A 20,907-nucleotide genomic window follows, 5' to 3' on the forward strand; every position below is an offset into this window, starting at 1 on the left:
GTCGGAACTCGCCGATCGAAATACTCTGGAAATATCCGAAAGAAACCCGGACGAGGAGCACCGTAACAGAGCTCGGTGTTCCGGGAAAGACTCAAGATCCTTATGCGCCAACCAACTATTTCAGGGCACAACTGAGCTGCGGCATCGCCCGGTTAGACCTTCTCGGGGCATGCCGGAATACGGGCTGGACCAACCCGTGAATTACCGCATAAAGTCGTGCGGGAGGCCTGTTCAGGCTTCGCGTAATTGACTGGGGAAGAAAAAGGAGCAGCGATGACCGGTTCGTCCGCCGTACAGCACGACGAGGTGGCCCGATGGACGCCGTGGCACCGGGACGCCGCGCCGAACGGGCGGTCCGGGCCCGTGCGCGTCTACTGCCTGCCGCACGCCGGCGGCTCCGCGAGCGCCTACCTGCCGTGGGCCCGGTCCGGCGAGCAGCCGGGCCTGACGATCGTTCCGGTGGAACTGGCGGGCCGGGGCACCCGCCTCGCCGAGCCGCCGTCGGCCGTCATGGACGAGGTCGTCGACGGCCTGCTCGCCCTGCTGGCGAGCCGCCCGGCGGACGAACCGTTCATCCTCTTCGGCCACAGCATGGGCGCCCGGATCGCCTACGAGACGACCCGCCGGCTCGCCGCCGAGGCGCTGCCGCTGCCGCTGTCCCTCGTGGTCTCCGGCGGCCGGGCCCCCGGCACGCCGGACGTCACCCGGCTGCACGGACTCACCGACGACGAACTCCTGGAGCGCATCGTCGGCCTCGGCGGGACCCCGGCCGAGGTGCTGGAGTTCGCCGACCTGATGCAGATGATCCTGCCGGTGCTCCGGGCCGACGTCACCCTGCTGGGCGAGTACAACGACCGGATCCGGCCGACCGTGCTGCCCTGCCCGGTGCTGGCGCTCGGCGGCGCCGACGACCTGATGGCCGGACCGGAGTGGATCACCGGCTGGCGGTCCACCACGGCGGCCGGCTTCCGCCACCGCATCCTGCCGGGCGACCACTTCTTCCTGCACCAGCAGCGGGCCGAGGTGCTCGCGGAGCTCGCGGCGCAGGCCCGGGCGTGCCTGGACACCGCGGACGGCCCCCAGGAGGGCCGGGCGCCGGGCGCCTGACCCCGGCCGCCCGGTTCCGTACGACGGGGCCGGGCGGCGGGTGGCGGTCCGTCCGGAACGCTCCGGACGGACCGTCATCGCCGGCCCTCGTCGGCCCGTCGCAGGACGGCGGCGACGACCCGGGCGATCTCGTCGATCGGCCCGGCGTCGGCGAGGTCCAGGTGCCGGGCGGCGAGCGGGTGGTCGGCCACCGGCCCGGTGGCGTGGGCCGACCAGACGGCCACCGTCTGCTGCGGCCGGTGGTCGCCGGTCGCGGTGAAGGTGGTCAGCGGCGCGTCGAGCACCCCCGGGGTCCACGCCGCCATCAGCCCGGCGTGGTAGCGGCAGGAGTCGAGGAACACCGCCAGCTCGTCCTCGTCGCGAGGCGCGGCCTCGCGCAGCGCCACGGCCAGCCGGTCGAGGAGCTCCGAGGGCTTGGGCCGCCACTGCTGCGCCAGGACGGCCGCCACCTCGGCGGCGGGCGCGCCCGTCGCCGTCAGCAGCTCGGCCAGCACGGCGGTGTCGGTGACCTCCCCGGCGTCCGGCGGCGCCGGATGGCTGTCCAGCAGCGCGACCAGGTCGACCTGCTCGCCCTGCTCGCGCAGCAGCACGCCGATCTGGTGCGCGACCAGCCCGCCGAAGGACCAGCCGAGCACCCGGTAGGGGCCGTGCGGCTGGACGGCGCGCATCCGCGCCAGGTACTCCCGCGCCAGGCCGTCCACGTCGGCCGGCCGCTCCCCGCCGCCGACCGGGCCGATGCCCTGGAAGGCGTAGACCGGCTGGTCCGGGTCGAGCCCGCGCAGCAGGCCGATGAAGCCGAGGCCGTCGCCCGTCACCGGATGGACGCAGAACAGCGGTGCCCGGCCGCCCGCGGCCCGCAGCGCCAGCAGCGGTTCGAAGGGGGCGTCGGCGCGCCCGGGCCGCTGCCCGGTCAGCCGCTGCGCCAGCGCGGCCGGGGTCGGCGCCTCGAACAGCGTCTTCACGGGCAGGTCGACGCCGAACTCCGCGTGGATGCGCTCGACCAGCCGGATCAGCAGCAGCGAGTGGCCGCCGAGCAGGAAGAAGTCGTCCTCCGGGCCGACCGCGGGCACGCCCAGCAGCTCGGCGAAGACCGCGACCAGCGTGCGTTCGGCCGGCGTGCGCGGCTCCCGGGCCCGGCTCTCGACGTGGGTCTGCGGCTCGGGCAGCGCCCGGCGGTCCAGCTTGCCGTTGGCCGTCACCGGGAGCGCGCCGAGCAGCACGTAGGCGGTGGGCACCATGTGGTCGGGCAGGTGGCCGCGCAGGTGGGCGCGCAGCGCGGCGGCCGTGGGCGGCTGCGCGGCGCCGTCCGGCACCACGTACGCGACCAGCCGTACGGCGCCGGCCCGGTCCTCGCGCACGGCGACGGCGCAGGCCGTGACCGCCGGGTGCTCGCCGAGCCGGGTCTCGATCTCGCCGAGCTCGATCCGGTGGCCGCGCAGCTTCACCTGGCTGTCCACCCGGCCCAGGTACTCCACCACGCCGTCGGGGCGGTGGCGGGCCAGGTCGCCCGTGCGGTACATCCGGGTGCCCGGCGCGCCGTGCGGGTCCGCGACGAAGCGCTCGGCGGTGAGCGCCGAGCGGCCGAGGTAGCCGTACGCGAGCTGCTCGCCGGTCAGGTAGAACTCGCCCGGCACGCCCGGCGGGACGGGGTTGAGGGCGGTGTCCAGGACGTAGCCGCCGGAGTTCCAGACCGGCCGCCCGATCGGCACCGGGTGCGCCTGCTCGTCCGCCGGGCCGCACTCCCAGGCCGTCACCTCCACGGTGGCCTCGGTGGGCCCGTAGAGGTTGTCCAGCCGGACGCCCGGGAGCACCTGCCGGAACCGGCGCACGGTGGCCGCGGGCAGCGCCTCGCCGCTGGCCACGACCAGGCGCAGCCCGGTGCACTCGGCGGCCCGCGGGTGCTGGAGGAAGACGTCCAGCATGGACGGCACGAACTGGGCGACGCTCACGCCCTCGCGCTGGATCAGCTCCGCCAGGTAGGCCGGGTCGCGGTGCCCGTCGGGCTTCGCCAGCACCAGGGTGGCGCCGGTGATCAGCGGCCAGAAGAACTCCCACAGCGAGATGTCGAAGCTGGCCGAGGTCTTCTGCAGGACGCCGTCCCGGGCGCCGAGCCGGTACTCCTCCTGGCCCCAGCGCAGCCGGTTGGCGATGGCGTGGTGCGGGACGAGCACGCCCTTCGGCCGCCCGGTCGAGCCCGAGGTGTAGATCACGTAGGCCGGGTCCCCGGGGCCGGGGGCGGTCGGCGTGACGCCCTCGGGCGCCGGCAGGTCCTCCGGTGACAGGCACGGCACGCCCTCGGCGGGGCGCAGCGCGGCGGCCTGCTCCGGGGCGGCGATCACCGCGGCCGGGCGGGCGTCCGCCAGCATGTACGCGAGCCGGTCGGCCGGGTAGTCCGGGTCCAGCGGGAGGTAGGCGCCGCCGGCGCGGTGGACGGCGCACAGCGCCACCACGAGCTCCACCGAGCGGGGCACGGCCACCGCGACCCGGCTGCCCGGGCGGACGCCGACCGCGGCGAGCCGGCGGGCCAGCGCGTCGATCCGGCGGTCCAGCTCGGCCGGGCCGAGTTCCCGGCCCTCGAACACCAGGGCGGGGGTGTCGGACGGCGCGGCGAGCCCTGCCGACACCAGGGCGGCCAGCGTGGTCGGCGCCAGCTCCCGCCGCTCGCCGGCGGAGCGCTCCAGCAGCCGAGGCCGCTCGCCCTCGGCGGACAGTTCGAGCCGGGAGATCGGCCGCTCGGGGTCGGCCGCGGCCGCGCCGAGCAGCCGCGTCAGGTAGCCGGCGATCGCCTCGACCGTGGCCCGGTCGAACAGGTCGGCGCGGTACTCGACGGCGCCGGTCAGCTCGTCGTCCGGGCCGGCGGGCGTGCCCAGGGTGACGGTGAGGTCGAACTTGGCCGGCGCCGGGCCGGCGGTGAGCAACTCGCTGTCGAGGCCGGGGATCTCCACGGCGGCGCCCGCCTGCTCCATCACCAGGGCGACCTGGAAGAGCGGGTGGCGGCCGGGGGAGCGCTCCGGGTTGACCAGCTCGACGATCCGCTCGAACGGCAGGTCCTGGTGGGCGTAGGCGGCGAGGTCGGCGTCCTTGACGCGGCGCAGCAGCTCCCGGAAGCCCGGGTCCCCGTCGGTGTCGGTGCGCAGCACCAGCGTGTTGACGAAGAAGCCGACCAGGTCGTCCAGGGCCTCGTCGGTGCGCCCGGCGATCGGGGTGCCGATCGGCAGGTCGGTGCCCGCGCCGAGGCGGGTGAGCAGCGCCGCCAGACCGGCCTGGACGGCCATGAAGAGGCTGGCGCCGTCGGCCCGGGCGAGCTCCGCCAGGGCGCGGTGGTCCGCGCCGCTCAGCCGCAGCGGCACCCGGCCGGCCTCCTGGCCGGTCTCGGCGGTGCGCCGCCGGTCCACCGGCAGCGCGATCTCCTCGGGCAGGCCGGCCAGCGCCCCGCTCCAGTACTGCCACTGCCGGGCGGCGGTGCTGCCCGGGTCCTCGTCGTCCCCGAGCAGGGTGAGCTGCCACTGGGTGTAGTCGGCGTACTGGACGGGCAGGGCGGTCCACTCGGGGGCCCGGCCGGCCGTCCGGGCCTGGTAGGCGGCGCCCAGGTCGCGGGCGAGCGGGCCCATCGACCAGCCGTCGCAGGCGATGTGGTGGACCGTCAGCAGCAGGACGTGCCGCTCGGGGGCGAGGGCGAAGAGGTGGGCGCGCAGCGGCGGCTCCGACGCGAGGTCGAAGGGCTGGGCGGCGGCGGTGCGCAGGGCCTCGGCCAGGCCCTCCTCGGTCACCGTGGCGGTGCCGGAGTGCCGTAGCAGCGGTGGGAGTTGCTCCGGGGCGAGGATCTGCTGGTGGGGAGCCGCGTCCTCGCCGCGGGGGAGCGGGAAGACGGTGCGCAGGGCCTCGTGGCGCGCGGCGCAGTCGTGCAGCGCGGCGGCGAGGGCGTCCCGGTCCAGGGCGCCGGTCAGGCGCAGGGCCAGCGGGATGTGGTACGCGTCGCTGTGCGGGTCCAGCTGCTGGAGGAACCAGAGCCGGCGCTGGGCGTGCGAGAGCGGGATCCGCTCGGGGCGTGCGGCGGTGGTCAGCGCCGGGCGACATCGCCCGGCGTCCACCGCGCGGGCGAGCCCGGCGGCCGTCGGGCTCTCGAAGACCGCCCGGATGGGCAGTTCGGCCCCCAGGGCGGTGCGCACCCGGCTGACCAGCCGGGTGGCGAGCAGGGAGTGGCCGCCGAGCGCGAAGAAGTCGTCGTCGGGGCCGACCTCGGCCACGCCGAGGACCTCGGCGAGCAGCGCGCACAGCGCGGCCTCGCGGGCGTCCCGGGGGGCCCGGGAGCGGCCGGTGGCGGCCCGCAGCTCGGGCTCGGGAAGAGCGGAACCGTCCAGCTTCCCGCTGGAGTTGAGCGGGAGACGGGCCAGGACGGCGTAGGCCGCCGGGATCATGTAGTCGGGCAGCTGCCCGGCCAGCAGCTCGCGCACCTCGGCGAGGTCGGGGGCGTTCCCGTCCTCGGTCACCAGGTAGGCGGCGAGGTGGCGCTCCTCGGCGCCGGCGCCCCGGGCCAGGACGGCGGCCTGCACGATCGCGGGGTGGCGCAGCAGCACCGCCTCGATCTCGCCGGGCTCGATCCGGAAGCCGCGGATCTTGATCTGCCCGTCGGCCCGGCCGAGGTACTCCACCTGGCCGTCGCGGCGCATCCGGGCGAGGTCGCCGGTGCGGTACATCCGGGCGCCGGGCGGGCCGTACGGGTCGGCGACGAAGCGCTCGGCGGTCAGGGCGGGGCGGCGCAGGTAGCCGCGGGCCAGGTGCGGCCCGGACAGGTAGAGCTCGCCGGGCACGCCGAGCGGGACGGGGCGCAGCAGGTCGTCCAGCAGGTACGCCCGGGTGTTGTCGAGCGGGCGGCCGATGACGGGGGTGCGGCTGTCCGCCAGGGAGCAGGCGAGCGCGTCGACGGTGCACTCGGTCGGGCCGTAGTAGTTGAACACCGCGACGTCCGGCAGGGCGGAGAGTTCGGTCCACAGCGCCGGCCCGACGGCCTCGCCGCCCAGCATCAGCACGGCCGGGCGGTGGTGGCCCTCGGCGAAGAGGCCGGCGGCGGCGAGCGCCGGGACGTACGTCGGGGTGAGGTCCAGGAAGTCGAGGCGCTCCCGGCGGACGTAGCCGACCAGGGCCTGCGGGTCGAGCCGGACCTCGTCGCTCAGCAGGTGCAGCGGGTGGCCCTCCAGCAGCCAGAACAGCGGCTCCCAGGCGGTGTCGAAGGTGATCGAGGCGACCAGGCCGAGCTGGAGCCGCCGGCCCTGCGGGCCGCCGGACGGGCGGACCATGCGGGTGCGGTGGTGGTGCATCAGGCTGCTGAGGCCGCCGTGCGGGATCACCACGCCCTTGGGCACGCCGGTCGAGCCGGAGGTGTGGATGACGTAGGCCGGGTCGTCCGGGCCGGTGGGGCCGGTGCGGTCGGCGTCCGTCAGGTTCCCGCCGGGGTGGGCGGCGACGGCGGCCCGCGCCCCGGGCTCGTCCAGCACCAGGACGGGCGCGCCGTCCGGCAGCCGGCCGGCGTCGGCGGCCGTGGCGAGCACGCAGACCGGGGCGGCGTCGGCGAGGATGCCGGCCAGCCGCTCGCGCGGCATGGCGGGGCTGACCGGTATGTAGGCGGCGCCCGACTTGAGGACGGCGAGCAGCGCGATCAGCAGGTCGGTGGTGCGCGGCAGCGCCAGGACGACGTAGCGCTCGGGGCCGGCCCCGCGCCGCACGAGCTCCCGGGCGAGCCGGTTGGCGCGCTCGTTGACCTCGGCGAAGGTGAACCGGCCGTCCTCGGCGACGAGGGCCGTGACCTCGCCCTCCAGGGCGGCGCGCTCCTCGAAGGCGCCGTGGAACGTCACCGCGGGGGCGCCGTGCTGGGTCGCGGTGAGGGCGCCGTCGTGCGTCATCGTGGCGGCACCGTCGTGCGGCACCGCGAAGGCGTCGTCGTGCGGCACCGCGGGGAAGGGCAGGGCGGGCCCGTGGGCGCGTTCGAACAGGTCGAGCCGCTCCTCGGCGCCGAGCAGGTCGTACTCGCCGATCCGCTGGTCCGGGTCGGCGGCGGCCGCGGCGAGCAGCCGGCCGAGCCGGGCGGTCAGGGCCTCGGCGCCCGCGCGGGTGAACAGGTCGGTGCTGTACTCGACGAAGCAGCCGAGCCCGGCCGGGGCGCCGTCGGCGTCGTGCACCTCGCGCATGTTGAAGGACAGGTCGAACTTCGCTCCGCCCGGGCCCGCCTCGGCGATCTCGGTCTCGATGCCGGGCAGCGCGAGGGAGGCCTCGGGGGTGTTCTGGAAGGCCAGCATCACCTGGAACAGCGGGTGCCAGCCCAGCGAGCGGTGCGGGTTGAGCGCGGTGATCAGCCGCTCGAACGGGAACTCCTGGTGGGCGAAGCCCTGGAGGTCGGTGCGGCGCACCCGCTTGAGCAGCTCGCGGAAGGTCGGGTCACCGGAGGTGTCCAGGCGCAGGACCAGCGGGTTGACGAAGTAGCCGACCACGTCGTCGTAGCGCTCGTCGGTGCGGCCCGCGATCGGGCTGGCGATCGGGATGTCCGTACCGGCCCCCGACCGGGTCAGCACCGTCGCCAGCGCCGCCTGGAGCACCATGAACATGCTGACCCGGCAGGAGCGGGACAGCGCCAGCAGCTCGCGGTGCAGCTCGGCCGGGAGGTCCCACGGGAAGTACTCGCCCCGGTGCGACATCGCGGCGGGGCGGGGGTGGTCGGTGGGCAGCTCCAGGAAGTCCGGCAGGCCCGCCAACGCCTGGCGCCAGTAGGCGAGTTGCCGCCCGCCCTGGCCCTGCGGGTCGTCCAGGTCACCGAGGTTCGCGTGCTGGCGCACGGCGTACTCGGCGTACGTGCCGGGCAGCGGGGACCAGACGGGCGCCCGGCCCTGGCTGCGGGCCAGGTAGGCGGTGCTCAGGTCGCGGGCCAGCGGGGCCAGCGACCAGCCGTCGCCGGCGATGTGGTGCAGCACCATGAGCACCACGTGCTGCTGCGGGCCGAGCACGAACAGGTGCACCCGCAGCGGGGCTTCGGCCTCCAGGTCGAAGACGTGCCCGGCCCCGGCCTCGATCAGGGCGGGCAGTTCCTCCTCGGTGACGGGCACCACGGTGAGGACCGGCGGCAGCTCGGCCATCGCCAGCACGTGCTGGCGCGGCACGCCGTCGCGCTCGGGGAAGACGGTACGCAGGGCCGCGTGCCGCTCCACCACGTCGGCGAGGGCGCACCGCAGCGCCTCGTGGTCGACCGGGCCGGTCAGCCGCAGCGCCACCGGGACGTTGTACGAGGCGTCGCCGCCTTGGAGGCGGTCGTTGAACCAGAGCGCCAACTGTGCGTACGACAGCGGTGTCTCCGCGGGCAGGCTGTGTTCGCCCAGCACGGGGCATCCCTCCAGGTGGAACCGCCCCGCCGGCCGGGTGGGTCGGGCGGGCCGGACGGTGGTTTCCGGTGGCTCTTGGCCGTTGTGGGCCCCGGCCGTGGTGAGCCGTGGTGAGTTGCGGCCACGGTGAGTCGCGGGGCGTCGTGGGCCCCGGGGCCGTCGGGGGCCGCGGCCGTGGTGAGTTCAGGCCGTGGCGAGCCCCGCCGTTGTGATGAGCGGGCCGTGGTGATGAGCGGGCCGTGGTGATCTGCGGACCGCGGTGATTCACAGACCGTGGTGGTGTGCGGGCCGCCGGGGGTCCCGGGGCCGTCGCGGGCCCCCGGCCGTGGTGGCCTCCGGGGGTCCTTGTGGGCTCCGGGGCCGCGGGGGCCCGCCGACGTCCCTCGGCGGGGGGGGCTACCGGCTACCGCGCTGTGCGGGCGGGAGTCACGCGGTCCAGCGGTAGGTCATGTCCGGCTCGTTCTCCTCGTTGCGGCTGCCGTCGTTGGTGTCCACCACGACGAAGCCGTGCCGCTCGTAGAAGGCGCGCGCCTCGGTGTTCTTCTGGAAGACGTGCAGCGAGAGCTCCTGCGGGCTGGCCGACTTGACGGCCTCCAGCAGCACGGTCCCGATGCCGCGGCGGCGCACCTCGGGGCGCAGGTAGAGGTGGTCGAGCAGGTTGCCGTCGAGCGAGGCGAAGCCCAGTACGGCCCCGGTCCCGGCGTCCTCGGCCAGCCACACCCGGGTGTCCGGGAGCACGACGTGGGTGATCCAGCTCAGGGTGGCCTCGTCACTGTGCAGACGGGGCAGGTACGGCATGGTCGCGGTGCGGGAGGCCAGGAAGACCTCGGTGACGACACCGGCGTCCTCGGCTACCGCGGCCCGCAGGCGGACGTTCGCGGTGAGCGGTCCGTCGGACTGCATCCACATCTCCTCGGTCAGGTGTGTGAAGGGGCGGTGGTGCCGCGGGTGACGACCGAAGGAGGAATACGTGATCGGCACCCGTCGCACACCGACGCTACGGTCGCGAACTACGGGCGATGGAGCCGAATTTCCCCCCGGATGGGCCGACATAGTGCGTCCCGGCGGCATTGATCTTCGAGCAACCTAACACCTGGTCATGGACAGGGGAACCCCCGAAAGCAGGTTCCTGACAAGTCGATTCTGCGGTTAGATGATCGCGCGGGCCCGGCCCCCGGGGAGCGAGGATTTCGGCGCACCGGGCGGTGACATTCCCCGACTTCCCTTGTACCTTCCCCGACGCCGAACTTCCCCTGGCTTCGCCCGACTTCCTCCGCCTTCCCCTCGTCTTCCCCCGCACATCCCCTGCACATCCCCTGCGCTTCTCCTGCCTTCCCCGACTCCCCGAAAGGAGCGCCCGCGTGGACACTCCTGCCGTCCGAATCAGCGGCGCGGTCAAGACGTTCGGTGCCACCACCGCGGTGGGCGGCCTGGACCTGGAAGTGCCGCCCGGCATGTTCCTGGGCCTGCTCGGGCCCAACGGCGCGGGCAAGTCCACCACCATGCGGATGCTCACCGGGCAGACCCGCGCGGACGCGGGCACCGTGGAGGTGTTCGGGCACCGGATGCCGGAGGACTCCCGCCGCGCCCGCTCCCTGGTCGGCGTCGTCCCGCAGCACGACAACATCGACCCCGAACTGACGGTGCGCCAGAATCTCGACGTCTTCGTCCGGTTCACGGCCCTGCCGCGCGAGCGCTACCGTGAGGCGGTCGACCAGGCGCTGGCCGCCGTCCGGCTGACCGACCGCGCGAACACCCGCGCCGACGCGCTCTCCGGCGGCATGCGCCGACGGGTCCTACTGGCCCGGGGCATCGTCAACAACCCGCGGCTGCTGCTCATGGACGAGCCCACCGTGGGCCTGGACCCGCAGATCCGGCAGGACCTGTGGGACGTCATCGACGGGATGCGCGAGAGCGGCACCACGGTGGTCATGTCGACCCACTACATCGAAGAGGCGGAACGGCTCGCCGACGAGGTGGCCGTGGTGACCGGCGGCCGGGTGATCGCCCGGGGCACCCCCGCCGAACTGCTGCGCGCGCACGCGGGCGCGCAGGCCGCCGAGTACCGGGGCGACGCGGCCCGGCGCGAACTCGTCGAGGCCGAGGCCGCCCGGGCCGGACTGCCCAGCCGGCGGACCGGGCCGGCGGTCTCCGTCCTGCGCGCCGAGACGATCTCCGCGCAGCTGCGCGAGCGTCTCGGACCGCCGGACGTGCTGCGCCCGACCTCCCTGGAGGACGTGTTCGTCGCGCTGACCGGAGAGCTGTTCGGCTGAGCCCGGGCCGGCCGCTCCCTCGCCCCCCTGGCCCACCGGCCGCCTGCCCGCCCGCCTGCTCGCCCCCACAGAGAGGACACCCGATGACCACGGCGACGCCCATGCCCCGCACCGAGGCCCAGACCGGTCCCGCCCCAGGCCTCCCGCCCGCCCTGTGGCCGACCATGCGGGCGGTGTGGCTGCGCGAACTGCTGCTCTTCCGCCGCTACTGGCCCGCCATCACCTTCGGCTCGCTGATCGAGCCGCTGGTCTACATGACCGGGTTCGGCATCGGCTTCAGCCGGCTGATCGACTCGGTCCAGGGGCACCCGTACCCGCAGTTCGTCGGCGTCGGCATGGTGGTCACCTCGGTGCTCTTCGCCTCGGCCTTCGCCGGGATGTTCGAGAGCTTCAACCGCCGCAAGTACCAGAAGATCTACGACGCCGTCCTGTGCCAGCCCGTCGACGTCTGGGAACTGGTCACGGCCGAGGCGTCCTGGATCGCCGTCAAGTCCTCCGTCTACGGCACCGCGCCGCTGCTGGTCTGCCTCGCCATCGGCCTGCCGCCGGGGCCGGAGCTGCTGCTGGTGCCGCTGGTGGCGCTGGTCTCCGGCTTCGCCTTCGCCCTGCTCGGCATGTGGGTGTCCTGCCTGGTGCCGGCGATCGACTGGCTGCGGCTCGTGGTGTCCGGCGTGCTCACACCGCTGGTGATGGCCGCGGGCGTGTTCTTCCCGCTGGACGGGCTGCCCGACTGGGTCCAGGGGGTGGCGGCCGTCAACCCGATCTACCACTGCACGCAGTTGGTGCGCCACGCCGCCTTCGGGACGCTCGGGGCGGGCGACGCCCTGCACGGGGCCGTCCTGGCCGCATTCGCCGTCCTCGCCTGGTTCCTGGCCGTCCGCGGGATGCGCCGCCGGCTCATCGACTGAACGGCTCCCGGACTTTCCCGGACCCCCGGAGCAACACGAACACCACGTAGCACGCAGCACACAGCACGCAGCACGCAGACCGAGGAGAACCACCCCGATGACAGCCCGCGTCGCAAGCCAGCGCCGTTTCCTGATGTGCCGGCCCAGCCACTTCGGCGTCAGCTACTCCATCAACCCCTGGATGCACCCGGAGAAGCCGGTCGACGGCGCGCTCGCGCTCGCCCAGTGGACCAGGCTGCGCGACCTCTACCGCGAACTCGGCCACACCGTCGAGGAGATCGACCCGCTGCCCGGACTGCCCGACATGGTCTTCGCGGCCAACGGCGCGACCGTGGTCGACGGGAAGGTCCTGGGCGCGCGCTTCCGCCACGCCGAGCGCACGTCCGAGGGCCCGGCCTACCTGTCCTGGTTCCGCGAGCAGGGCTGGTCCGAACTGCTGTGGCCCGAGCACATCAACGAGGGCGAGGGCGACTACCTGCTGGCCGGCCGTCGGCTGCTGGCCGGCACGGGCTTCCGCACCGACCCGAGGTCGCACGCCGAGGCCCAGGAGTTCTTCGGCGTCCCCGTGACCAGCCTGACCCTGGTCGACCCGGAGTTCTACCACCTGGACACGGCGCTCGCCGTCCTCTCCGACGACGAGATCATGTACTACCCGGAGGCCTTCACCCCCGGCAGCCGGGCGGTACTGCGCGAACTGTTCCCGGACGCCATCCAGGCGACCGCCGAGGACGCCGCCGTCTTCGGCCTCAACGCGCTCTCCGACGGCCGCCACGTCCTGCTCCCCGAGTCGGCCACCCACCTGATCGGCGAACTGCGCCGACGCGGCTTCGAGCCGATCGGCGTGGACCTCACCGAACTCCTCAAGGCGGGCGGCAGCGTCAAGTGCTGCACCCTGGAACTGCGCGGCCGCTGACCGCACCGGCAAGCTCACCGGTTTTCACCAAGCACGAGAGGACGACGTGGTGACGAATCCCTTCGACGACCCCGACGCCGACTACCTGGTCCTGGTCAACGGAGAGGGCCAGCACTCACTCTGGCCCGCCTTCGCCGCCGTGCCCGAGGGCTGGAAGACGGTGTTCGGCGCGGCGCGTCGGCAGGCCTGCCTCGACCACATCGAGCAGACCTGGCCCGACATCCGCCCCCGAACCCTGACCCACGACTGACCGCCGCCCCGCCCCGCTGCCCCACGGGATGGCAGAGTTCCTGCTGAGGCCGCTGCGCGACGAGTTCGACGAATCGGCCGATCAGGAAGCGTGCTTGGAGCTGCCGGAGGAGCCCCGGGAGTGGCCGGCCGCGCCCGGTTGAGAACCTTTGGGGTGGGACGTTGTACACGGAGAGGCCGGTCAGGGAATCGGCGCGGGTGATGTGGGAGCACAAGGCGCTGCTGCTCCTGCCCGGGATCGCCGGCGTGGTGCTCGCCGGGTTGGTCGGGGCGCTCGCCCTGGGGGTGACGGGGCTGTGGTCGGGGGCCGTCCTGGGGAACGTGGCCTTGGTGGTGGTCGCGATCCTCGTCGGGGCGGTCTGCGCCACGTTCTTCAACGCGGTGCTGGTCGCCGCGGCGGATGACGCGATGCAGGGGCGGCCGGTCGGGATCGGGGCCGGCTACGGGCGGGCGCTGCGGCGGCTGCCGGCGATCGTGGTGTGGGCACTGGTCGGGGTGGTGGTGATCTTCTTCGGGTCGCTGCTGCTGGTCGGGCTCTCGTGGGCGATGGCCTCCTACCTGGTACTGCCGGCGATGGTGATCGACGGCATCGGGGTCCGTGAGGCGATGCGGACTTCCCGGCAGGCGTTCCGGGCCCGCGGCGGGGACACCGCGCGCAGTTCGACCTGGATCGCTCTGCCCGTCTTGTTGTCCTTCCTTCCGTCGGTGGCGGTCTTCGGCCTGGGCCTCACGGCGGTCGACCGGGTCTTCGGGGTGCTCGCCATGGCGGGCGCTGCCCTTTGGCTGGCGGTCGCCGTGACGGTGACGGCGAGCCTGTCCGGGGTGTTCCGGGTGCGCCATTACCGCGAGTTGACGGGACGACCGGCCACGGCCCCAACGCTTCCCGCGCTGCACGTTTCGCCGGTGGAGTAGCGCGGGTGGTCGGCGGCCGTCGACCACCCGCGCCCTGGCACTCACCGAGGGGACGGCGTCGAATGACGCACGCGCTCGGCCGGTGCTACTTGGAGTCGACCCGGCCGAGCGGGTCGGCGTCGGCCGCCAGCGCGTCGCATGCGGTCTGCCAGGCGGGGTCGCCGGGGTGGAGCGCGGTGCGCAGGTAGGCCCAGGTGAGCCGTTGGAGCAGCGCGACCCGTGCGGGGTTCTCGTCCGTGGTCTCGGCGACGTCGTATCCGGAGATGCCGCCGAGCCCGTGCTCCGCGTCGAACAGGGTGAGCAGCGACTTGGGGCCGGGGGAGAGGGTGTACGGATCGGTGTGCCAGTCCGGCCCCCGGACCGTCAGGTGGGCGGAGGCGTCCTTGTCCCCGGCCACCACGAGCGCGGGCATCGTCATCCGGGAGAAGTCCGGGGTCGAGAGGAAGGGGTAGTTCTCGGCCACCAGCGGGGTGAGGGCGTCACCTCCCCTGCCGGGTGCGGCCAGGAGGACGCCCGCCGTGATCCGGGGTTCGGCCAGGTCCACCGTCGTCCCGTCGTCGGGGTCGGTGAGCCGGGCGCCGAGCAGCAGGCTCGCGGTGTGCCCGCCCATCGAGTGCCCGGCGACGGCGACCCTGCCGTGGTCCAGGCGTCCGAGGAGTTGGGGGACGGCGGCCTCGATCGCGTCGAGCCGGTCGAGGATGTGCGTCATGTCCTCGGCCCGGGACCGCCAGTACATGGGTGCCCCGGGGGTGTCGGGGGCGAGGTCCAGCGTCGTCGAGCTGAGATGGGTGGGCTGGATCACGGCGAAGCCGTGCGCGGCCCAGAAGTTGACGAGGGGGGCGTAGCCGTTCAGCGAGGAGAGGTTGTTCGAGTGGCCCTGGCCGTGGGAGAGGAGGACGACCGGCAGGTCGCTCCCGGTCAGCGGCGCGGAGACCCGCACCTCCAGGTCCACGGCCCGGCCGGGCACCGGCAGGACGACCGGACTGACGGAGAGGACGGGAACGGGCGGGCCGAAGGTGTCGGCCGGGTGCGTCGATTCGCTCATGGTGCGCATGTCCCTTCAGGGGCCTCTCCCGGCCGGGCCTGAGCGGCCGGCGGCGGGCGAGGCGGTCGGGAGCGTCCGGTTTCGGCTATGCTGAAACCGGAACCTTGTTCCACTTACTATACGGAACAGCGTTCCGCTTCGTCAACGACTATCGGGAGGAGAGCGTGGTGTCCACTGCGGGCCAGTCCGGGGAGACCCGGCCCGGGGAGTCGCCGGCCAGGGGAAGGCGGGCCGACGCGCAGCGCAACCGGCAGACGCTGCTGGCCGCCGCCGCCGAGGTGTTCGTCTCCTCCGGCGTCGACGCGCCGATCCGCGAGATCGCGGCCAGGGCGGGCGTCGGAACGGGGACGATCTACCGCCACTTCCCGACCCGCGCGGACCTCGTCGTCGCCGTCTACCGCCACCAGGTCGAGGCCTGCGCCGAAGCCGGCCCGGCCCTGCTGGCCGAGGCCGACTCCCCGTTCGCGGCACTTCGCCAATGGGTCGACCTCTTCGTCGACTTCCTGGTCACCAAACACGGACTCGCCAACGCGCTGCAATCGGACGGCGGCGGCTTCGACGCGCTGCACGCCTACTTCCTCGACCGCCTGGTGCCCGTCTGCGCCCAACTGCTCGCCGCCGCGGCCGAGGCCGGCGAGACCAGGCCCGGAACGCAGGCCTACGAACTGATGCGCGGCATCGGCAACCTCTGCGCCGGCCGCGACGACGACCCCCGCTACGACCCCCGCCGCCTGGTCGACCTGCTCCTCCAGGGCCTCCAGCGACCGCCGTCATCCTGACGGGCCACGGCCTTCCGCAACCGTGAGCTCTCCTCGGTTCGGCCGGTCCTGGCCGGCATGGCGTGGATGGACCTGATCACTATGCCCCGCCCCGGCTGCGGCCGTGGTGCCCAGCTCGTGTTCGACGGCGGTGAACGCCTCGTCCACCACGGGCGGACGGATCGGTGCTGGTCACCAGGGGTGGAACTGCTGCTCGGGCCCTCTCAGGCCAACCCGCCAAAGCGGGCTGTCTCACCCAAGGCTGACAGAGAGGGCCAGTGCGGCGGGCAGGTGCACCACGAGTGTGAAGTAGAGGATGGCGGCGGTGCCCGCCAAGCGCGCGCCGCCGCAGGTCGTCCGCAGCGGCGCGCGTACCGGGTCGGTGCTACGGCGCGGTGACGCTCGGCTGGCCGCCCGCGCCGAAGGCCCAGCCCTCCACGTCGCCGGGGGCCGGCTGGTAGCTGGCGGCGCTGAGTTGAACATCGGTACAGCCGTTATCGGTGAGAACGATCATGGTCGTCCAGCACAGTGGTCACCGCCATCCTTCCGGCCGCCGGCGCCCTGAGCCCGCTTCGGGACCCTGATGCGCCAGAGCTGGACGAGGATGAGGACGAGTCGGTCGGCTCGGAGTGAGCCGGGGCCGTCACTGCCTGCTTCCCTACCGACCGTCGCCCGGCGTCACAGGAGAGCACCGCCGGAGACCTCGATGCGCTGGGCGGTGACCCAGCGCAGTCCCTCGGAGGCCAGCGTAGCGATGGCGTCGCCGATCTCCTCAGGTTCGCCGACGCGGCCGAGCGCGGTCTGTCCGGCCAGAACCTGGCGCATTCCGGCGTCGTCCCGCATCGCTCCACCGTTGAAGTCGGTGGCGGTCGGCCCCGGGGCGATGGAGTTGACCCGGATGCCGCGTGGTCCGAGTTCTGCGGCGAGGGTGCGGCTCAGAGCTTCGACGGCGGCCTTCGACGCGGAGTAGGCCGAGGTGGCGGGGCTGGTGTGGCGGGTCAGTGACGTCGAGACGTTGATGACCTGGCCGCCCTGGGCCAGCAGCGGCACGAGCGACTGGATGAGGAAGAACGTGCCCCGGACGTTGGTGCCCATCACCGTGTCGAAGTCGTCGATCGTGACAGTCTCCAGCGGCCCGAAGACTCCCACTCCCGCGTTGTTGACCAGGATGTCGAGCCTCGAAGTACCCCAGCGCTCCAGCTGCGCGCCCAGTTCGGAGGTGAAGGACGCGAAGGAGGAGACGTCGCTGATGTCGAGCCGGAGAACAGCGGCAGTCCCACCCACGGCCCGCACCTGTTCCGCCGTCTTCTCAGCCCCGGCCACATCGCCGCGGTGGGTGACCACGACCCGCACTCCGCGTGTGGCCAGGGCGATGGCCGCGCTGCGCCCGAGGCCGCGATTCGCACCGGTCACCAAAGCGATCTTGTCGATTGTCATGAACTTCCTCCACCGTGCGACAACCAGGATCCGCCCAGGTGTCACAGATCAGATGCGAGTCACTTGACTCGCCTTGTTGGTGCACCGTAAGCGGACCCCCGAGGCGAGTCAAGTGACTCGCCTCGGGACTGCGGCATACTCTCCGCATGGCAGCAGAACTCACCGCGCATCACCGCAGGCTCGCCCAGCAGAAGCGCGAGGCGATCACCTCCGCGGCCACAGAACTGTTCTTGGACCGTGGCTACGCCGGCACTTCCCTCGCACGGATCGCCGAAGCGGCCGGGGTCTCGAAGTCCACCCTGTTCAAGCGGTTCCCCACCAAGGCGGCCCTCTTCGAGGCCATCGTCACCGAGTCCTGGCAGCGTGACGCCGGCGATACCGCCGCCCGGCCGCAGGCGGGAGATCTGCGCTCCGGGCTGACAGCCATCGGCCACCGCTACGCCGACCTGATCAGCCAGCCCCGCATGACAGGCCTGTTCCGGATCGTCATCGCCGAACTGCCTCGTTTCCCCGAGCTGGGACGGATGCAGTTCCAGCTCGGCAAACTGCCCTACTTCGCCTCCGTCCAGCACTACTTGGAATCCGAGCATGAGGCGGGCAACGCTGATGTGCCCGACGCTGAGAGCGCCGCGAACCAGTTCCTCGGCATGATCGCCAACTACGTCCTGTGGCCCCGCATGCTGCTGACCGGCTGGAACCCCGCAGCCTCCGACATCCACAACGCTGTCGAAGAGGCCGTCGAGACCATGCTCGCCAGATACACCCCCGACCCGCTGGCCTGACCGGAAGCCGGAACTTCGACACTGACGCGCAATGCCAAAGACCGCGACGCCTTCACCCGCGATACCTGTCGGCAAACGAAGGCGAGCTCAAGCGGTCAGCGCATCACCGCTGTTCAGGAGCACCCCCTCGACCTCGGCGACAGCACCCCCCGCTTCGAACTGTTCCTCGGCACGCTGCTCCGCGGCCTGCCCGCGCAGGAACCGGGCGTCGAACGGAGCGCCGAACGGAGCGCCGAATGACGCGCCGAACGGCGATAAGCCCCGGCACCGCACCTCAGGACCCCGACCGACCGCGTTGAGATGGTCCGGCGGAGTGACTATCTTCGTGAGGTGAGTGAACGTGTGATGCAAGAGCCCACCCTGATGGTGCTGACCGCCCTCGCGGACGCGCCCCGGCACGGATACGCCATCGCGCAGGAGGTCAAGACGATGACCGGCGGCCGGGTCGCGCTGCGCACGGGTGCGCTGTACGGGGCCCTGGACCGGCTGCTGGCCGACGGCCTGATCGACATCGACCGCGAGGAGATCGTCGACGGCCGGGCCCGGCGGATCTTCACCTTGTCCCCGGCGGGGCGGGAGCGGCTCGCGGTGGAGGCCGAGCGCCTGGCCGCGGCGGCGAAGGAGGCCACCCGCCGCCTGTCCGTCGCCAAGCCGCCGGCGGCCTCCGCATGATCGAGCGCGTCCTGCGGCTCTATCCCGCCGCCTACCGCCGGGCCCACGGCGGGGAGATCGTCGCGACCTTCCGCGAGATGACCGCGGGCGAGCCGCTGGGTTCGCGGCTGCGGGAGGGCGCGGGTCTGGCGGCGCACGCGATGAGGATGCGGATGGGGCTGGGCCCGGCCGCTCCCGTCGCGAAGGTCCTCGCGCTGGCGTACCCCTTCGCGCTGGCCGCCTCGGCCGCCGCCTGCGGCCTGCACCTGCTGACCTGGTACGCCGACGTCGTCTCCTCGCCCGCCCCGTTGGGGGCGCGACTCGAAGCCGACCTGTCGGGGGCGTGGGGCGCGCTGCTCGTCTCGTCGCTGGTCGTGGTCGCGGGGGCGGTAGCGGCGCTGACCGGCCGGTGGCGCGTGGGGGTGCCCTGCGCGGTGGCCGGGCTGCTCTCCTTCGCGGTGGCCGCGGTGGTCAGCGGGCCGGGGTTCGGTGACCCGGTGGTCACCCCGGCCGCGATGGTTCTGGCGGCGGCCGTGCTGCTCGCCTGCCCGCAGGACCGGCGGGCGGAGGGCGTCGCGGCGGGGCGAGCGGGCGAGGCCGCTGCCGTGGTCGCGCTCGTGGTCGTGCCGCGGGCGGCCATCGCCTCGCACGGGGTGCCGTGGGTCAGCACCGACTACGGGTGCTGGCCGCTGGTCGTCCTCGCCGCGACCGGTGTCGCGCTGACCTGGTCCAGTGGATCGCGGGGCGGCCGCGAGCTGGCGGCGATGGCCCTGGCCTCCCCGCCGCTGCTCGCCCACGCCTACACGGTGGCGTGGGGCGAGGCGGCTGTCGTGGCGTGCCTGGCGGCCGCGCTGCCGGCCACCGTGGTGGCCGTCGGGCTCGCCGGCCGCCTGAAGCGAAGCGGTCGCCTCCTCCGCTGACCGGCAGCTCGGGGACGGTGCAGCTGGGCGATGACCGGCACGCGGTTCCCGCCGGCCGAGGCCAGCAACATCATCGCCCGCCGGTAGCGCACCGAACCCGTACTGCCACGCCGCACAATCCGCTGTAACTGCGGGCCCTCCTGGCCGGCCAGTCTCCGGACCTTGACCGGCTCCGCCACCACGCCTCCCCGAACCTCGGATGTCCACCCACGTCCAACCGGTCCGGACCGTGCCACCGCGAACCCGGTGAACCTTCGCGGTCAGAGCACCAGGAAGGCGCCGGGGTTGTCCGCGCAGACCAGGGCCGGCGACCCGAACTCGCTCACGCAGACGACGATCCGAGTCCCGCACACGGTCGCATCTGCCGGTACGGTGACACGACCGTACTCACTGCGGTCCTGGGCGTCTCGCTCGGTCGCACACCGCATGGCGAAGTCGTCCTCGAGGCGCGACACAAGGTCTCCGAACAGCGCGTACCGGGTGGACGTCACGTCGCCGAGGTGCCCGGCCGCGCGGCGAGGCCAGGGCACCCACAGGCACGACGCCTGGCGTACCGCCACCACCGGCGTCCTCGCAGCAGTGCGCAGCTTGTCACCCGAGCGGTGGGAGGCGAGACGTCCGCAGTGGCCAACCGGCGGCGACTGTGAAAATCGCTGTCCGATCACCGGAGCACGGTGATAGACATCCGGCGTGGAAAAGAATCTTGAGTTCCCTGACCTGCTGCGACTGATCGATGAACGGTCGACCGCCTTCCGCGCCGTGGTCGCCGCCGCGCCCAGTCTTGACGCACAGGTGCCGACCTGCCCCGGGTGGACGTTGTTCGATCTGGTGAAGCACCTGGGCGGGGGAGACCGTTTCTGGGCCGCCATCGTCGGTGCGGGGCCTGCCGACGCGCCCCCGGCCGAGGCCGTCGCCGCGCGCGCCGCTCTGGTAGTGCCGCGGGAGCGTGAGGCCCTGCTGGCCTGGTTGGCCACGTCGACGCAGCTTCTGCTGAGCGCCCTGCGCGAGGCAGGACCGGAGAGCGGTTGCTGGACGTGGTGGCCCGCGTCGCAGTCACCGCCAACCTCCGGCGGTGTCGCCCGGCACCGGGTCCAGGAGACCGCGGTGCACACGTACGACGCCCAGCTCGCCTGGGGCGCCCCGCAGCCGCTGCCGGTCGAGGTGGTACTCGACGGTGTGGAGGAGTTCCTGTTCACCGTCTGCGGAACGCCGAGTGCCTGGCCGCACAAGCCCACGGCCTTCGACTTCCACGCCGCCGAGGGCCGCTCCTGGCGCCTCACCGTCGACGGCGACGGCGCACGCACCACCCGCATCCCCGCGCCCACCGCCGCGACCGGCGAGGACTCGGACGCAGCCGGCGCCTCCGTCCACGGCACGGCCAGTGAGCTGGTCCTCTACCTGTACGACCGGATCCAGGCCGACTCCTTGCACGTTGACGGAGACGCAGGGCTGCTCGACCTGCTCCGCGCCTGGGAGCCGGAGGAGAAGTAGGACGTAGCGGGGACGGGGCGGGGCGGGGCGGGGACCGGGCCTCGAGCCGGTAGGACACGATTGTTCGCCGCCTCCGCCGGTTCGGGCCGCGCCG

Annotated in this window: 17 protein-coding genes and 2 pseudogenes; 11 read left to right on the plus strand and 8 right to left on the minus strand. The window is 73.4% G+C overall.

Annotated elements, in window-relative coordinates:
• Positions 1–273: 273 nt before the first annotated feature.
• On the plus strand, positions 274–1,107 hold the full coding sequence (locus AB0P03_RS04055; protein WP_363585489.1) for an alpha/beta fold hydrolase: 834 nt from the start codon (positions 274–276) through the stop codon (positions 1,105–1,107).
• A gap of 74 nt (positions 1,108–1,181) precedes the next feature.
• Here AB0P03_RS04055 and AB0P03_RS04060 read toward each other — a convergent pair whose 3' ends face one another.
• Complete coding sequence (locus tag AB0P03_RS04060) at positions 1,182–8,474, minus strand: amino acid adenylation domain-containing protein (RefSeq protein ID WP_363627762.1); 7,293 nt, start codon at positions 8,472–8,474, stop codon at positions 1,182–1,184.
• A gap of 426 nt (positions 8,475–8,900) precedes the next feature.
• Positions 8,901–9,377, minus strand: coding sequence for a GNAT family N-acetyltransferase (locus AB0P03_RS04065; protein ID WP_363624225.1), 477 nt, complete (start codon positions 9,375–9,377; stop codon positions 8,901–8,903).
• 458 nt (positions 9,378–9,835) lie between these two features.
• Between AB0P03_RS04065 and AB0P03_RS04070 the strand changes: the two genes are divergently transcribed.
• From AB0P03_RS04070 to AB0P03_RS04090, 5 genes and pseudogenes are all read left to right on the plus strand, one after another.
• On the plus strand, positions 9,836–10,747 hold the full coding sequence (locus tag AB0P03_RS04070) for an ABC transporter ATP-binding protein (RefSeq protein ID WP_363375621.1): 912 nt from the start codon (positions 9,836–9,838) through the stop codon (positions 10,745–10,747).
• Between the two features lie 83 nt (positions 10,748–10,830).
• Positions 10,831–11,655 carry an ABC transporter permease gene (locus AB0P03_RS04075; RefSeq protein ID WP_350878844.1) on the plus strand — a complete coding sequence of 275 codons (825 nt, stop codon included), beginning with the start codon at positions 10,831–10,833 and terminating at the stop codon, positions 11,653–11,655.
• A gap of 43 nt (positions 11,656–11,698) precedes the next feature.
• A pseudogene (gene ddaH / locus AB0P03_RS04080) lies at positions 11,699–12,568 on the plus strand (dimethylargininase); the annotation flags it as partial.
• A 49-nt stretch (positions 12,569–12,617) separates the two neighbouring features.
• On the plus strand, positions 12,618–12,818 hold the full coding sequence (locus AB0P03_RS04085) for an MbtH family protein (RefSeq protein ID WP_363585493.1): 201 nt from the start codon (positions 12,618–12,620) through the stop codon (positions 12,816–12,818).
• Between the two features lie 200 nt (positions 12,819–13,018).
• Complete coding sequence (locus AB0P03_RS04090) at positions 13,019–13,729, plus strand: hypothetical protein (protein ID WP_363627763.1); 711 nt, start codon at positions 13,019–13,021, stop codon at positions 13,727–13,729.
• 85 nt (positions 13,730–13,814) lie between these two features.
• On the opposite strand, the gene AB0P03_RS04095 is transcribed toward AB0P03_RS04090, so the two are convergent.
• Positions 13,815–14,774: a chlorophyllase gene (locus AB0P03_RS04095; RefSeq protein ID WP_363627764.1), complete on the minus strand. Its 960-nt coding sequence runs from the start codon at positions 14,772–14,774 to the stop codon at positions 13,815–13,817.
• Positions 14,775–14,941: 167 nt separating this feature from the next.
• Between AB0P03_RS04095 and AB0P03_RS04100 the strand changes: the two genes are divergently transcribed.
• Positions 14,942–15,553, plus strand: coding sequence for a TetR/AcrR family transcriptional regulator (locus AB0P03_RS04100; protein ID WP_363585496.1), 612 nt, complete (start codon positions 14,942–14,944; stop codon positions 15,551–15,553).
• Positions 15,554–15,917: 364 nt separating this feature from the next.
• Here AB0P03_RS04100 and AB0P03_RS04105 read toward each other — a convergent pair whose 3' ends face one another.
• Together AB0P03_RS04105 and AB0P03_RS04110 are read right to left on the minus strand one after the other, a co-directional pair.
• Positions 15,918–16,046 carry a hypothetical protein gene (locus tag AB0P03_RS04105; protein ID WP_363627765.1) on the minus strand — a complete coding sequence of 43 codons (129 nt, stop codon included), beginning with the start codon at positions 16,044–16,046 and terminating at the stop codon, positions 15,918–15,920.
• 164 nt (positions 16,047–16,210) lie between these two features.
• Entirely contained in the window at positions 16,211–16,969 is a 759-nt protein-coding gene (locus tag AB0P03_RS04110) for an SDR family oxidoreductase (protein WP_363627766.1), read from the minus strand.
• A 146-nt stretch (positions 16,970–17,115) separates the two neighbouring features.
• On the opposite strand from AB0P03_RS04110, the gene AB0P03_RS04115 reads away from it, so the two are divergent.
• Positions 17,116–17,751 carry a TetR/AcrR family transcriptional regulator gene (locus AB0P03_RS04115; RefSeq protein ID WP_363585499.1) on the plus strand — a complete coding sequence of 212 codons (636 nt, stop codon included), beginning with the start codon at positions 17,116–17,118 and terminating at the stop codon, positions 17,749–17,751.
• Positions 17,752–17,838: 87 nt separating this feature from the next.
• On the opposite strand, the gene AB0P03_RS04120 is transcribed toward AB0P03_RS04115, so the two are convergent.
• The gene (locus AB0P03_RS04120) at positions 17,839–18,102 is read right to left on the minus strand and encodes a hypothetical protein (RefSeq protein WP_363627767.1); all 264 of its coding nucleotides are present in this window, start codon (positions 18,100–18,102) and stop codon (positions 17,839–17,841) included.
• On the opposite strand from AB0P03_RS04120, the gene AB0P03_RS04125 reads away from it, so the two are divergent.
• Entirely contained in the window at positions 18,097–18,423 is a 327-nt protein-coding gene (locus AB0P03_RS04125) for a PadR family transcriptional regulator (protein WP_363627768.1), read from the plus strand. The two genes, AB0P03_RS04120 and AB0P03_RS04125, sit on opposite strands and share 6 nt — an antisense overlap.
• On the plus strand, positions 18,420–19,322 hold the full coding sequence (locus AB0P03_RS04130) for a hypothetical protein (RefSeq protein WP_363627769.1): 903 nt from the start codon (positions 18,420–18,422) through the stop codon (positions 19,320–19,322). The genes AB0P03_RS04125 and AB0P03_RS04130 overlap by 4 nt, the downstream gene beginning before the upstream one ends.
• Before the next feature lie 20 nt (positions 19,323–19,342).
• Here the strand turns inward: AB0P03_RS04130 and AB0P03_RS04135 are convergent.
• Together AB0P03_RS04135 and AB0P03_RS04140 are read right to left on the minus strand one after the other, a co-directional pair.
• Positions 19,343–19,501, minus strand: a pseudogene (locus AB0P03_RS04135) (IS630 family transposase); the annotation flags it as partial.
• 81 nt (positions 19,502–19,582) lie between these two features.
• A complete protein-coding gene (locus tag AB0P03_RS04140; RefSeq protein WP_363627770.1) occupies positions 19,583–19,882 on the minus strand; it encodes a hypothetical protein in 300 nt (99 codons plus the stop codon).
• Positions 19,883–20,012: 130 nt separating this feature from the next.
• Between AB0P03_RS04140 and AB0P03_RS04145 the strand changes: the two genes are divergently transcribed.
• Positions 20,013–20,813 carry a maleylpyruvate isomerase family mycothiol-dependent enzyme gene (locus tag AB0P03_RS04145; protein ID WP_363627771.1) on the plus strand — a complete coding sequence of 267 codons (801 nt, stop codon included), beginning with the start codon at positions 20,013–20,015 and terminating at the stop codon, positions 20,811–20,813.
• Positions 20,814–20,907 lie beyond the last annotated feature (94 nt).

The sequence above is a fragment of the Kitasatospora sp. NPDC088779 genome, from assembly GCF_040685395.1.
GTDB lineage: Bacteria > Actinomycetota > Actinomycetes > Streptomycetales > Streptomycetaceae > Kitasatospora.